The organism is uncultured Rikenella sp., assembly GCF_947628055.1.
Taxonomy (GTDB): domain Bacteria; phylum Bacteroidota; class Bacteroidia; order Bacteroidales; family Rikenellaceae; genus Rikenella.
Genome location: NZ_CANQYJ010000076.1, coordinates 1 through 12,501, shown reverse-complemented (window position 1 = coordinate 12,501; position 12,501 = coordinate 1). Strand labels below are relative to the sequence as shown.

General features: G+C 57.8%; 14 protein-coding genes. 4 read left to right on the top strand and 10 right to left on the bottom strand.

Going from position 1 to position 12,501, the window contains the following annotated elements:
• Positions 1 to 436, bottom strand: a 436-nt coding sequence (locus tag Q0Z93_RS07595) for a hypothetical protein (protein ID WP_298064314.1), incomplete at its 3' end; no start/stop codon positions are given.
• Positions 437 to 782: 346 nt separating this feature from the next.
• Between Q0Z93_RS07595 and Q0Z93_RS07590 the strand changes: the two genes are divergently transcribed.
• A complete protein-coding gene (locus Q0Z93_RS07590; protein WP_298064313.1) occupies positions 783 to 926 on the top strand; it encodes a hypothetical protein in 144 nt (47 codons plus the stop codon).
• Positions 927 to 1,551: 625 nt separating this feature from the next.
• On the opposite strand, the gene ndk is transcribed toward Q0Z93_RS07590, so the two are convergent.
• The 3 genes from ndk to Q0Z93_RS07575 form a co-directional block, all read right to left on the bottom strand.
• Positions 1,552 to 2,025 (bottom strand): nucleoside-diphosphate kinase, encoded by a 474-nt coding sequence (gene ndk / locus Q0Z93_RS07585; RefSeq protein WP_298064310.1) that lies wholly within the window; start codon positions 2,023 to 2,025, stop codon positions 1,552 to 1,554.
• 109 nt (positions 2,026 to 2,134) lie between these two features.
• Positions 2,135 to 3,235, bottom strand: coding sequence for an RluA family pseudouridine synthase (locus Q0Z93_RS07580; RefSeq protein WP_298064308.1), 1,101 nt, complete (start codon positions 3,233 to 3,235; stop codon positions 2,135 to 2,137).
• On the bottom strand, positions 3,225 to 4,199 hold the full coding sequence (locus Q0Z93_RS07575) for a PASTA domain-containing protein (protein ID WP_298064307.1): 975 nt from the start codon (positions 4,197 to 4,199) through the stop codon (positions 3,225 to 3,227). Before Q0Z93_RS07575 ends, Q0Z93_RS07580 begins: the two co-directional genes overlap by 11 nt.
• A gap of 684 nt (positions 4,200 to 4,883) precedes the next feature.
• Between Q0Z93_RS07575 and Q0Z93_RS07570 the strand changes: the two genes are divergently transcribed.
• The 3 genes from Q0Z93_RS07570 to Q0Z93_RS07560 all read left to right on the top strand — a co-directional run bounded on the left by Q0Z93_RS07570 (position 4,884) and on the right by Q0Z93_RS07560 (position 7,309).
• Positions 4,884 to 5,765, top strand: a complete 882-nt coding sequence (locus Q0Z93_RS07570) for a porin family protein (protein ID WP_298064305.1) — start codon at positions 4,884 to 4,886, stop codon at positions 5,763 to 5,765.
• A gap of 164 nt (positions 5,766 to 5,929) precedes the next feature.
• Positions 5,930 to 6,085, top strand: a complete 156-nt coding sequence (rpmH, locus tag Q0Z93_RS07565) for a 50S ribosomal protein L34 (protein ID WP_298064304.1) — start codon at positions 5,930 to 5,932, stop codon at positions 6,083 to 6,085.
• Positions 6,086 to 6,187: 102 nt separating this feature from the next.
• Positions 6,188 to 7,309 (top strand): CofH family radical SAM protein, encoded by a 1,122-nt coding sequence (locus Q0Z93_RS07560; protein WP_298064303.1) that lies wholly within the window; start codon positions 6,188 to 6,190, stop codon positions 7,307 to 7,309.
• A 111-nt stretch (positions 7,310 to 7,420) separates the two neighbouring features.
• On the opposite strand, the gene rsmG is transcribed toward Q0Z93_RS07560, so the two are convergent.
• The 6 genes from rsmG to mnmA form a co-directional block, all read right to left on the bottom strand.
• Positions 7,421 to 8,029 (bottom strand): 16S rRNA (guanine(527)-N(7))-methyltransferase RsmG, encoded by a 609-nt coding sequence (rsmG, locus tag Q0Z93_RS07555; protein ID WP_298064301.1) that lies wholly within the window; start codon positions 8,027 to 8,029, stop codon positions 7,421 to 7,423.
• Positions 8,030 to 8,118: 89 nt separating this feature from the next.
• A complete protein-coding gene (locus tag Q0Z93_RS07550) occupies positions 8,119 to 8,697 on the bottom strand; it encodes a sigma-70 family RNA polymerase sigma factor (protein WP_298064300.1) in 579 nt (192 codons plus the stop codon).
• Positions 8,688 to 9,836: a glycosyltransferase gene (locus Q0Z93_RS07545; RefSeq protein ID WP_298064298.1), complete on the bottom strand. Its 1,149-nt coding sequence runs from the start codon at positions 9,834 to 9,836 to the stop codon at positions 8,688 to 8,690. The genes Q0Z93_RS07550 and Q0Z93_RS07545 overlap by 10 nt, the downstream gene beginning before the upstream one ends.
• Before the next feature lie 90 nt (positions 9,837 to 9,926).
• Entirely contained in the window at positions 9,927 to 10,451 is a 525-nt protein-coding gene (locus tag Q0Z93_RS07540; protein ID WP_298064296.1) for a methylated-DNA--[protein]-cysteine S-methyltransferase, read from the bottom strand.
• A gap of 412 nt (positions 10,452 to 10,863) precedes the next feature.
• On the bottom strand, positions 10,864 to 11,391 hold the full coding sequence (locus Q0Z93_RS07535; RefSeq protein ID WP_298064295.1) for a GNAT family protein: 528 nt from the start codon (positions 11,389 to 11,391) through the stop codon (positions 10,864 to 10,866).
• A gap of 7 nt (positions 11,392 to 11,398) precedes the next feature.
• Positions 11,399 to 12,490 carry a tRNA 2-thiouridine(34) synthase MnmA gene (mnmA, locus tag Q0Z93_RS07530; protein ID WP_298064315.1) on the bottom strand — a complete coding sequence of 364 codons (1,092 nt, stop codon included), beginning with the start codon at positions 12,488 to 12,490 and terminating at the stop codon, positions 11,399 to 11,401.
• Between the last annotated feature and the right edge of the window lie 11 nt (positions 12,491 to 12,501).

Sequence of the window (12,501 nt, the reverse complement as noted above, 5' to 3'; positions counted from 1 at the left end):
GTTCTGAAGAAGCCTTGTGCCGTTTGCGGAAGGTGGCCAACAAGACGATGGCGACGATCAGACCGGCAATCGCAAAACAGGTCAGTACAATTGCACCCGGGAAGCTGTCGGCTCCTTCGGCGATTAATCCGGTCAACAGGACGGCAAAAATGAATTGAAAAACGTTCATTATCAACCGGACGATCCCGATCGCCTTGGTTTCTTTCGGTAGGTCGAGCAGGGCGGTCACGATCGTGAAGATCAGTACGCCTAAAGTGCCGATAATGATGGCCTGGAATTCATTGTCCGGCAGTCCGTACCGGAAGAACATGCTCAGGACATTGCTGCCGTTGATGCTCGTGTTGAAGCCGACCGAGATAAGCGGAGCGAATAGCAGAATCAAAAGTGTAACCAAGGAGATTCCAAAATGCAGGATCGTGGAAAATGTTTTTTGCATGATTGTACGTTTTGTTGTGGGTTGATTGGTTGGTTGTGTTTCGGATTAACAGGTTGGGAAACATAAAAAACGCGGGACAATCCCTTTTCTCTGCTTTCCGAGGCTTCCGACTGCCTATGTCGCAAAATAACAGAGTTGAAACTCGGGCTCTGCACCACCGGCGTCGCACTTTACTCTCGGTGTCTTGGGGAAATTTGTCGCAGTTTCAAAGGACAGGAAATCTAACGCTTTTTATGCCGTCTCTTCCGGCGGACGGCCGTCAGTGCCGTGCGGAAAAGGAATGTTTCGGGTTTAGGCCATAGGCAGGGTTATTTTTACGGGTTGTTTTGTCAAAGGTAATGAATTTGTGTATAAAATCCTCGTCGCCAAGCTGTCGGCAGCGCCGACCGTGTTCTCGTTCTCAATAGGCGTGTCGTTCTTGTCGCAGCTGCGGAGGCGGTGGGCGGTCTTTCTGCGGTTCCACAGGCATAGTGAAATGTACGGGAATTAGGATGTAAAGGCGCACCGGTTTTCCTTCTTTGGGCCGGGGCAATAGACTGCTCTTAATATATTGCGATCCTTTGAATCGCTGACCTCCGCGGTGCCGCCGGGCACTCCGGCCTGGCTGGAACTGCCCCAATTCCGCAGGCTGCGGCCCTTTGCAGGTCAAAATTTGCCTATGCGTCGGAAAAAATCCGGTTCGCAGAACCGGGCGGGCCGGACGCCTCCCCGTCGGGAGGCCCGCAACACGCCGCTCACGCGTCGAAAATTGCGGTTCCTCCCGGGCGTCCGACCCGGTACCGCCGAGTACGCGATCCGGGCTGGAACTACCCCAAACGCCACGCTGATTCCGGCCCCCAAAAAGCATTCGAGGCAAGAGGACTGCGGAGCCTAAGGAGTAGCGCAGCTATCTCAAAAGTCTTTTGGGTATCTTTTCTTCAGAATCGACACTGCCCGGTGCCGCTCGGCATGCGATCCGGGCCGCCCTCTACCCTGAGAGCGGCGAGGAGAAAAACGAGCGTAGCGAAGTTAAAAGGTTACGGTAGCCTTCAGAGGTTAAGAATTAATCGAACGGATAAAAAAAACGCCGTTCGGGAACGGCGTGAAAAGAGAATAGTATGTTGACCAATAAGATATTAGTCACTGTCGATTTCATCCTCCGGCAGCGGAAGTTCGTATTTCGTGTCGATAATCTCCTTGTCCGAGAAAAAGAACGAAGCCTCCCACGCCGCATTTTCGTCGCTGTCCGACGCATGGATCGCATTTCTGGTCTTGGACGCCGCGAATTTTTTGCGTATCGTTCCCTCCGCCGCCAGCTCCGGATTCGTTTTCCCGATCAGCTCCCGGAACTCCGTCACCGCATCCTGTGCGCCCTCCTTTTCGAGCACCGCCGCCACGATCGGGCCCGAAGTCATAAAGAGGTAGAGATTGCGGAAGAACGGCCGTCCCTTGTGCACATAATAGAATTTTTCCGCATCCGAGCGGCTCAGATAGGTCATTTTCATCGCAATGATGCGGAATCCCGCTTTCTCGATCATCGTCAGGATCTCACCGATATGATTCCCGCCTACCGAGTCGGGCTTTATGATGGTGAAAGTTCTCTGTCCCATAGGAAATGAGGTATTGTAGGGTGAATAATGATGGATAAAGTTAAGGTTTTTTTCCGATTTCCGAAATTTTCTGTCGGAAAAGTGAAAAATTCCGGAATTCCGAAGTCGGTCATTCCCCGGTTTCGATACCGGCGCGCGAGGCGGTGTAGCTTTCCCATTTGGCTATGCAGGCCGCGAAATCCGCCGGATACTCCGACTCGAAATAGACCTCCTTTCGCGTCGTCGGATGCACGAAACCCAAACTCAACGCATGCAGTCCGTGCCTCGGCATCAAGGCGAAGCAGTTTTCGACGAACTGTTTGTACTTGCTGAACGTCGTCCCCTTGAGTATCCGGTCGCCGCCGTAGCGTTCGTCGTTGAAGAGCGGGTGGCCGATCGATTCCATGTGCGCCCGGATCTGGTGCGTGCGCCCTGTCTCCAAGCGGCATTCGACTAAGGTCACGTATCCGAACCGGCGCAAAACCCGATAGTGGGTCACTGCCCGCTTCCCGATCTGTCCGTCCGGCGGATAGACTGCCATCCGCATCCGGTCGGTCGTGCTGCGGGCGATGTTCCCCTCGATCGTCCCGGTATCTTCGTCGAAATTGCCCCATACCAGAGCATGGTAGATCCGCTTGATGGTGTGTTCGTAGAACTGCCGGGCCAGAAAAGCGTGGGCCCGTTCGTGTTTCGCCACGACCAGGAGGCCCGAGGTGTTTTTGTCGATCCTGTGCACCAAGCCGGCGCGCATGTCGCCTGCCTCGAACAGCGGCAGCCCCTGCAAATGGAAGGTCAGGGCATTGACCAATGTCCCGGTGTAGTTTCCGTGTCCCGGATGCACCACCATCCCGGCTTCCTTGTTGACGACGATCAGGTCGTCGTCTTCGTAAACGATGTCCAGCGGAATATCTTCTGCGATGATCTCCAGTTCGTGCGGCGGATAGGGCAGCACGATGGAAATCCGGTCTAACGGCTTGACTTTGTAGCTCGATTTGGCGGCGCGCCCGTTGACGAGTATGTTCCCTGCATCTGCCGCGGCCTGTATGCGGTTGCGCGAGGTGTTTTCGAGCCGCGTGGCCAGAAATTTGTCGAGCCGCAGCATCCCTTGTCCGCGGTCGGCTACGATGTTGAAGTGCTCGAACAGTTCGTCGCTTGTCTCTTCTGTCGTCTCGTCCGCAAGCTGTGGCCCGGGGTTTTCGTTCCCGATGTCGAATGTCCGTTCATCGCGCATCGGCTTCTTCCTCCAGTTGCATGTCGCCGGTTTCTTCCTCTTCTTCCTCCACGGCATAGCGCCGGGCTGCTGCGTCGGATTCCTTGGACGACGAGGTGATTTTCCGGGTGTCGAGGGTCAGCCAGAGCGATATTTTGCCGCCGTAGTCTGTCCGGCTTTGTTGGTTGGGTTCCTGCCGGTAGACGCGTGCGTCTTCGGTCTCTGTCCCGTCGATGCCGCTGTCGTAACGGATCCGCCCTACGTTGAGGCCGACTTCCCACAGACGGCTTTTGGCTTCGCGTAAGGTGAGGCCGATGACTTTCGGTATCCGGGGCAGGGGAGAGGAGTGGTTCACGCCGACGATCAGCGTGATTCCGGAACCTAACTCGGCTTCGGTGCGGCTCCCCTGGGTTATGGATATGCCGTTGTAGAGTTCGTCGAGGACGTTGTTGGTGGCCATGTCTGACCGGTAGACGAGTTTCTCGATCTCGAATCCTTTCGTTTCGAGCATGTTTTTAGCCTGGCGCAGTGAGTACCCTGTAACGTAAGGTATGATGTCCATTCTGGGCCTGGAGGCGTTGATGGTCAGGAAGATGCGCCGCCCTTTCTTGACCCCCATGCCGGGTTTCGGGCTTTGGTCGAGTATCTGGCCGGGTCGCTGCTTGGGCATGTAGAGCGAGTCGATCACTTCGATCCGCAGTTCGCCTTTGGCGGCCATTGTCTCGGCTTCGGTGAGGGTGTGGCCGATCATCTGGGGTACGATGAATTTCTGGCCGTGGCGGGTGTAAATGCCGAGGCTCAGGTTGATGATGAAGTAGAGGATGATCCCGAGGCACAGGGCCATCACGAGGTTCCGCAGCAGAATGTTCCCGCGGATGGTGTCGTAAATGCGGATTAGGATGGGCGGAATGTGTCGTCTGTTGCGCGAACCGGCTGCCGGTCTGCGCTGGGGTTTAGGTGTGGGGTGTCGTTGTGGTGTCGGCATGTTGCAAAGATAGTATTTTTAACTGTTCGGTTGTTGTTTTGTTGCATGGGGCGGTTTCTGGGGGAGAGGGCGGTGCCGTTCGGCACCCGAGCGGGGCTGGAACTGCCCTAAACGGCCTTGCCGGCTGCATCCCGAAGATGTATTTATCCTGCGCACTGGGAAAATCCGGTTCGCAGAACCGGTTGGGCCGGAGCCTCCCCCGGCGACGGGCCAAAATCTCGCTCTGCTCGAAATGGCCCGCGCAGGCTCCGATCCCGTACTCGTGTGTCGAGATCATTCTATTCCACTTCGCAGAACCGGTTGGGCCGGACGCTTCCCCCACGGGAGGCCCGGTGCCACTCGACACTCGAACCGGGCCGTAGATACCCAAAACGACCCCGCTTCGACCTATTTTGCAACAAAGAACTGCCCTCTGGGCCGGGTAAACCCCGCTTAAATTAAGTCCTCTCAAACCTTGACAAAAGCCCAACGGGCCCCGCGATACAATCCGGAAGCAGCTTGCTCGGATAACATCCTCGAAACCTCGCCCCCAAGATGCAGCCCAGGCAGCGGACGGGAACAAATCTTTCCGAGGACGTGCATTCCGGCGAAAACCGAATGAAAAACGTTAGACATTTTCCCGGAAATTCATATATTTGTTCGTACACTCGGTCACCTCACAGACAACTAAAACAGAGAAACAGGATGAAAAGAAAACTTTCCATGATCTCGGCAGCGCTTTCCGTTTTTACCCTCTTGCCCGCAGCGGCACAGGAAACGGAAACGGCGGATACCGCGGTGGTTGCGGTCGAAAAGCTGGTCGTGCGCCAAGTGGGCGCCGCCCCGGCCGACGAACGATCGGGGAACAATGATTTGACAACCCATTCCAGGGAGGAAGACGTATCATACAGCAGCTCATCCCGCCAGCCCAAGCGGTGGAAGTGGCGCGGAGGGCATTGGGCCGGGGTCGGCATTTACTATAACGGCCTGGTCAGGAACCTCGGCACCTTAAGTTTGCCGGACGGCGCGGATTATCTGCGCCAAACGCCGAAATCCATCGGCGTGAATGTCAATTTCGCCGACTTCACTTTGGTCTCGAACCGCCATTTCGGGCTGATTACGGGCTTGGGGCTGGAGATGAACAACTTCCGCTTCGACGAAAACATCTCCCTGACACGGGATGGCTCGGGGCGTATCGGGCCGGACTACAGCTACGACGCAGCCGGTATCGACCTGAAAAAATCGAAGTTGACCACTGTGTACCTCAATATCCCGCTGCTGGTCGAATTTCAGTTCGGGCGCAGCAAGGCGGGACGTCCGTGTCCGGGATTCGTCAACTTCGGCGTGATCGGCGGCATGCGGCTCCAGGGACACACCAAAGTCAAATACCGCGACACCAACGGAGACATGCAGACGCGGAAACAACACTCGGGACTGAACCTGCGCAACTTCCACTACGGGGTCGAATTCAACGTGGGGTACAGGTATATCGCCCTTTCGGCGCGCTATTATCCGCACAATATCTTCGTCGCGGACAAAGGGCCGAATGTGCAGCAGGTCAATATCGGCCTCTCTTTGGTATTCTGACGGGAGGGCTTGTGCGGGGGGCTTGACATGGTCCGGAGGAAAGAGGGGCGGCGGGAAAATAGGGCCGGAGGCTTGCGAAGAAGAAAAGAAAACCCTATCTTTGCCCTGCATTTTCCGGTATCTCCCGGATAAATCCTTGAAAATTAAGATAATACCGAATAACCATGAAAAGGACTTTCCAACCCTCGCAGCGTAAACGCATCAACAAACACGGTTTCCGCGAACGTATGTCTACTCCGAACGGGCGGCGTGTGCTGGCCGCACGCCGGGCAAAAGGACGCAAGAAACTGACCGTCTCCGATGAATTTCGGCAGGCATAACCTCTGAAACCATTGAAATACCGATCCGCGGGCGACCCGCGGGCGAGAGCCTTCTTTCCCGGCACGGAAAAGAAGGCTTTTTTCGTATCTTTGCACTCAGTTATGGATAGACTGACACTGCCTGCATTGAATCTGCCCGAAAGGGTGGAACATATCGCTTCCGCCCTCTTGAACCCGGAAGAGACCTATCGTCTGACCGACGCAGATGCCCTGACTTTGATGCGGGAGGCCCCTGTCGCCTTATTAGGAACGCTCGCCGTGGCCCGCAAACGGCAGGTCTCGGGCGACAACGTCTACTATAACCGAAATATTCACATCGAGCCGACCAATATCTGCGTTTTCAAATGCCGATTCTGCTCCTACCGGCGCGGCGCCGGGGAGCCGGACGCCTGGTACCACGACCTCGACGCGATCGAACGATTGGCCGCCCAGCGACGGGGCGAGCCGATCACGGAAGTGCATATCGTGGGCGGCGTCCATCCGGATCACGATCTGGCGTACTATTGCGAGATGATCCGGCGGGTCAAGCGGCAGCTGCCGCAGGTGGCCGTCAAGGCATATACGGCGGTCGAGCTGCACTATATGATCCGGAAAGCGGGGCTTTCGCTGACCGAGGGGCTGCGACGCCTCAAGGAGGCGGGGATGGAGGCCATTCCGGGCGGCGGGGCCGAAATTTTCGACCCGGAAATCCGGGGGCGGATCTGTCCGGAGAAACCGACGGCGGACGAGTGGCTCGCTACGCACGAAGCGGCGCACGGCTTAGGGTTAGCGACGAACTGCACCATACTTTACGGCCACATCGAAACATACGAACACCGGATCGGACACCTCTCCCGTTTGCGGGAGCTACAGGATCGGACGCACGGGTTCGATGCCTTTATCCCGCTCAAATACAGGAATATGCACAACCCGATGTCGGCTGTCGGCGAGGTGTCGCTGCCGGAGGATATGAAGATGATGGCCCTGTCGAGACTGTACCTCGACAACATTCCGCATATCAAGGCTTACTGGCCGATGCTCGGGATCGGCGCGACGGAGCTGGCGCTTTCGTTTGGAGCGGACGACATCGACGGAACGATCGACGACACCACGAAAATCTATTCCATGGCGGGGGCGGAGGAGCAGCGGCCGCGGCTGACGACGGAGCGTATGGAACAGATCGTGCGCGCGGCGGGCTTCACGCCGGTCGAACGCGACACGTTCTATCGTCCGGTGCGACGGTGACGGTTTAGGAATGCACCGTTGTGCCTCTGCAACGGGGTGGGGAACGCGTCGCCGGGCGGATCCGTTGTAAAGAACCCCCGGCGCGCGCGTGTTTTTCGGTATGGAAATCCGTTATTTTTTAGGCAGGACGAGTATTTTCTTGGTCTCGAAAAACTCTCCGCCGAACCACGTCGAGACCGGCAGCTGTTCTGCCTGGCGGCCCGCATCGGCGATCTCGGCGTCCAAGTCGCCGCCTTTGAGGTAGAGAATGCCGTATGCGGTGCGTCCCCATGTCCACCCCACGAAAGTCTTCAGGTCGGTCACGGCCCGGCTCACCACCCAGTCGAAACGGCTGTGTCCGCCGTCTAACTGCTCGACGCGGCTGTGTGCGGCCCGGACATTGGCCAATCCCAAAGCTGCGGCGATCTCCTGCACCACTTTGATTTTCTTGCCGATGGAGTCGACGAGGGTGAATTGTACCTCCGGGTAGAAAACGGCCAGCGGAATCCCCGGGAAACCTCCTCCGCATCCGACGTCCAACACCGTTTCGCCCGGCGCGATCAGGCCGGTTTTGGCAAGGGCGAGCGAGTGGAGGATGTGGTGCTCTTCGATGTTGTCGATGTCTTTGCGCGAGACGACATTGATCTTGGAGTTCCACTCTTTGTACAGCTCCGGCATGGCGGCGAATTGTTCGCGCTGGCGGGGGGTGAGGTCGGGGAAATATCGGTCGATCAGGGTCATGGAATTTTGAATAATGAAATGGGCGGGCCCGGAGCCCGAGGTGCTCCGGGCTGACTGCTGGCGCGGTTGTACTTCGGGAAAGGATTGCATCAGAGCAGTTTCCGGGCGGTAATCAAAGCGCACAGTTTCTCCCGTGCCCGGTGTATCCGGGTCTTTACCGTTCCGATGGGCATCCCCAGTTTTTCGGCGATTTCTTCATAGGAGTATTCCCCCACGAAGCGCAGTTCGATCATGGTCCGGTACCGGGGCGGCAGCTCGTCCATCAGTTTGTCGAGCATCCGGCCCCGCTGGTGCGAGATGATTCGCTCTTCCGGATTCGGCATGTCGCAGGGCGGGTTGATCTCGGTGCCGCCGGTGCCGTCGATCGAGACGGTGCTTCCTGCCGAACGCTTGCGCCGGGCGAAGTCGATGGACAGGTTGCGCGCGATGGTGTAGACCCACTGCCCGAAAGTGTATTCCGGGTTGTAGCGGGGCAGGTTGAAGTAGGCTTTGACGTAGGTCTCCTGAATGATGTCTCCGGCGTCCTGTTCGTCGCCGCATTTGCTGAGCAGGGCGGCGTAAAGCTGGGGACGGTAGCGGTCGAACAGGGCTTCGTAACAGATGGTGTGGCCTGCGAGCGTTTGTTCGATCAGTTGCCGGTCGGTCAGTTTTTCGGGCGTCATATCCATAGTCGCTGGCTGGGTCTGATTTTGCGGCTGATCCACAGGAACAGTTCGCTGGCTGGTGCGAGCAGATCGTGCAGCAGGTATACCCACATCAACCGCCGTTCGCCGACGCGCCGGGCGATCATCCGCACGGTGAGAAGCATGGTCAGCTCCCGCAGGAAGAAAAGCCCTGCGGCGGCGATCCACAGTACGGGGGGCAGCAGTATGGCCATGGCGACAGTCCCGATGGTCAGTGCGGCGCGGGTCAGCAGTTCGACGAACACGGTCGTGCGCACGCTGATCGGATAGAGGTCGAAGGCGGCGCTGCGGTAGCGCCGCTCGGCGCGCCACCATTTCAGCCCTCCCCACTGGAATTGCCGCACGGCGGCGGACGGGTTGAGCATCACGCTGGTGCGCCGGGCGCATACCGGTGCGATTTTCTGCACGAACAGGTCGTCTTCACCGAGGGTCATCCGCAGGTGGGTGTACCCTTTGTTCCCGAAGAAGAGCCGTTTGGTGTAGCCGATGTTGTTGTAGATGCCCCGGTAGACGTGTCCGCGTATGGCGGCGTTGAGGTAGCGGATGGAGGTGGTCAGCCGCTGGCAGCGCATGATTTTGTTGGCTAAGCCCGGTTTGCGCTCGATGCCGCTGTAGCCGATCACGAGCTGGCCGCCGTTGAATCCGCGGGCCATGATGGAGAGCCATTTTTCGGATGAGGGAATTGCGTCGGCGTCGGTGAAGATGATGTTGTCATATTTGGCGGCTTTGATTCCGACGGTCAGGGCCAGTTTCCGGCTGTGCCGGAAAACGGGGTCGGCTTTGATGGTGGTGAACCGCAGGTGCGGGTATCGGGCCTGCATCGTGAGCAGTTCGTCTGTCAGGTCGTTCTCGCTGCTGTCGTCCACGACCACGACTTCGTAGTTCGGGTGGTTTTGGGTCAGTAGTTTGGGCAAGTGTTCGGTGACGTACTCCGGATCGTCGGCCACGACGACCACGACGGAGACCGGAGGGGTGGTGGCTCCTTCCGGCTCCCGCAGGCTGTGCCGGTGGGTGGCGACGCGGCTGTAGCGCATCCAGTATACGGTCTGAACGGCGGTGCAGACGATGAGCAGAAGGGTGAGGAGTATCTGGTAGGCGGGATAGTTGGATATAAATTCTTTCATGAATTGAATCAGGGTGGATCGGCCGCTCGGCTGCGGGGGTGAAGCCGATGCGACGCGAATGCAAAGATACGATATTTCCCTGCGAATTGATCACATGAATCTGTGTTCGAGCCGGAGCAGTTCGGTTTTGCGGCTGATGCCGCCGCTGTATCCGGTGAGGGTGCCGTCGGAGCCGATGACGCGGTGGCATGGGATCAGGATCGGCAGCCGGTTGCGTCCGTTGGCGTTCGCTACGGCCCGCACGGCTGCGGGCCGGCCGATCATCCGGGCTTCTTCGGCATAGGAGCGGGTCTGTCCGTATGGGATGGTCTGGAGGGCTTGCCATACTTCGAGCTGGAACGGTGTGCCGACCGGATGCAGGGGGACGCTGAAGGAGTGCCGGGTTCCGGCGAAATATTCACTGATTTCCGCTGTCAATTGGGTCAGCAGCGGGTGGCTCCCTTCTGTCGTCCGGCTTCCCGGAAGGTAGCGCGAAAGATCGCGGGTCTCTCTGGCGAGATGGGGGTTGTCCGAGAAGTCGAAAAGCACGATCCCGCGGTCGGATGTCACTGCGGTCATTTCGCCTAACGGGGTGGGGATCGTACTGCGGATTAGGTCCGAAAGATTCTGCTGCATGGTCGGGGTTGTGTAAAAAATTCCGGGGCCCCGCGGGGTGTCTGTTCTTTATTGTCCGCCCGGCAGGAGGGCTGCAAAAAAAGTTTTTTATAAAGAACCACCTCGCCGGATCGAGGCGATGAAAAACGTAGTTTTATTACAGTGATTTTCCGATGACGACCCGGAGTCACCCCCAGCGGAGGCACGGTGCCGCTCGGCACCTCTGGCCTGGCAATGGAAGATCGCAGACACCATTCTGGGAACGCTTGCAAAGGCCTAAAATTAACCCTACAATCAAATCGTCTGCACCTTTTCGGCAGGCCTACGCCCCCACGGGGCATGCCGGAGTGGACGGCATGTCGATGAAACGGCGGGCAGACCGACAGCCAAACCGAACAGCAAGGATAACGCAAAAGCATTCACAACCTGTGGATTATCGGGCTCGTTCGTAATAATGCAGGTCGACGACCCGTCCGTTCTTCACCGCAGCCTTTCGCAAGATGCCGACCTTGCGGAAACCCGCTTTTTCGAGCACACGCATCGAAGCCAGGTTCCCGCTGAAAACAGTAGCAAAAAGCCGCAGAATGTCAGTTGTCCGGAAAATATGCTCCGCTAAAGCATCCAGCGCTTCGCTCGTCACACCGCAGTTCCGGTAAGGTTCGCCGAGCCAATAGCCGACCTCGGCGCTGACCCGTTCGACATCGGTGCCGGGCACATAGCCCATGCAGCCCACCGCCTCGCCGTCTATGACGACAGCGAAATCCCGCACCGGATTCTTTCCCGAAGCCAAAGCGATGAACGCATCGGCATCCGCGCGGGTGTAAGGATGCGGAAAAGCGTCCCGCAAGTTGTCCCATATCCGGAGGTCGTTCGCATGGCGGGCCAGCGACTCCGCATCCTCCGGCCGCAAAGGGCGCAGGGTGAAGACACTTCCGGTATATATGGCATTGTCTTTTTCCATAAGGCCGTTACGCATCGATCACACCCGAGCCGACCAGCTCGCCATCCGGAGCATACCACGCCGCAAACTGCCCCGCCGTAATCCCCCGCTGCGGTTCGGCGAAGTCGATCATGCCCCAGCCGTTATCGTCGATATGCAGCACGGCCTTTTGCAGAGGCTGGCGGTAGCGGATCCGCACAAGGTATTCCCGCATCGAGGTGTCCCCGTTCTGCGGAGCCAGATCCGGCCGCACCCAGTGCATCTCTTCCGGCCGGATCCGCAGCCCCCTGCGGTACAAGCCCGGATGCCGGTCGCCCATGCCGACATAGATCGTATTGCGGTCCACATCCGTCGCAATGACGAACAGCGGTTCCGGTTTGCCCCCCACGTTCAGCCCTTTGCGCTGCCCGATCGTGTAGAAGATAAGCCCGTCGTGACGGCCGAGCACTTTGCCGTCCGTGTTGACGATATTGCCGCTTTTTGACGTAAGATGTTCCGATAAAAAACGACTGAAATTGCGCTCCCCGATAAAGCAAATGCCCGTGGAATCTTTGCGCGTCGCATTGGGGAGCCCAAGCTCCGCCGCGATCGCGCGTACATCGGATTTATACATGTGTCCGACGGGAAACAGCGCCTTTGAAAGCGCGGGCTGCGAAAGCATGTAGAGAAAATAGCTCTGATCTTTGTTCGGGTCCGCGCCGCGAAGAAGCGTGCGGCGGCCCTGCTTATCGAACCCAAGCTGCGCATAGTGCCCTGTGGCAAGGTTCTGCGCGTCAAGCTGCATCGCCATGTCCAAAAACGCTTTAAATTTGATCTCGCGATTGCAAAGCACATCGGGATTCGGCGTGCGGCCGGCTTCAAGCTCGCGGAGAAAATCGGAAAAGACGCGATCGCGATATTCGCGCGTAAAATTGGCGGTGTAATAGGGGATATTCAACTTTTGACATACGCCGCGCACCATGTCGTAATCCTCCTGCACCGTACACACGCCGTCGTCGCCTTCCTCTTCCCAGTTTTTCATAAATACGGCGACAACGTCATGCCCCTGCTTTTTTAAAAGCGCGGCGGCAACGGCGGAATCAACCCCGCCGGAAATGCCGACAACGACGGGCTTTGCCATGAACGATTCCT

Bases quoted from the DNA above. Each gene is read 5' to 3' on its own strand.
- mnmA (WP_298064315.1), bottom strand. From the start codon at position 12,490: ATGGCAAAGCCCGTCGTTGTCGGCATTTCCGGCGGGGTTGATTCCGCC.
- rsmG (WP_298064301.1), bottom strand. From the start codon at position 8,029: ATGACCCTGATCGACCGATATTTCCCCGACCTCACCCCCCGCCAGCGC.
- Q0Z93_RS07575 (WP_298064307.1), bottom strand. From the start codon at position 4,199: ATGCCGACACCACAACGACACCCCACACCTAAACCCCAGCGCAGACCG.
- Q0Z93_RS07540 (WP_298064296.1), bottom strand. From the start codon at position 10,451: ATGCAGCAGAATCTTTCGGACCTAATCCGCAGTACGATCCCCACCCCG.
- Q0Z93_RS07535 (WP_298064295.1), bottom strand. From the start codon at position 11,391: ATGGAAAAAGACAATGCCATATATACCGGAAGTGTCTTCACCCTGCGC.
- Q0Z93_RS07580 (WP_298064308.1), bottom strand. From the start codon at position 3,235: ATGCGCGATGAACGGACATTCGACATCGGGAACGAAAACCCCGGGCCA.
- Q0Z93_RS07545 (WP_298064298.1), bottom strand. From the start codon at position 9,836: ATGAAAGAATTTATATCCAACTATCCCGCCTACCAGATACTCCTCACC.
- Q0Z93_RS07550 (WP_298064300.1), bottom strand. From the start codon at position 8,697: ATGGATATGACGCCCGAAAAACTGACCGACCGGCAACTGATCGAACAA.
- ndk (WP_298064310.1), bottom strand. From the start codon at position 2,025: ATGGGACAGAGAACTTTCACCATCATAAAGCCCGACTCGGTAGGCGGG.
- rpmH (WP_298064304.1), top strand. From the start codon at position 5,930: ATGAAAAGGACTTTCCAACCCTCGCAGCGTAAACGCATCAACAAACAC.
- Q0Z93_RS07570 (WP_298064305.1), top strand. From the start codon at position 4,884: ATGAAAAGAAAACTTTCCATGATCTCGGCAGCGCTTTCCGTTTTTACC.
- Q0Z93_RS07560 (WP_298064303.1), top strand. From the start codon at position 6,188: ATGGATAGACTGACACTGCCTGCATTGAATCTGCCCGAAAGGGTGGAA.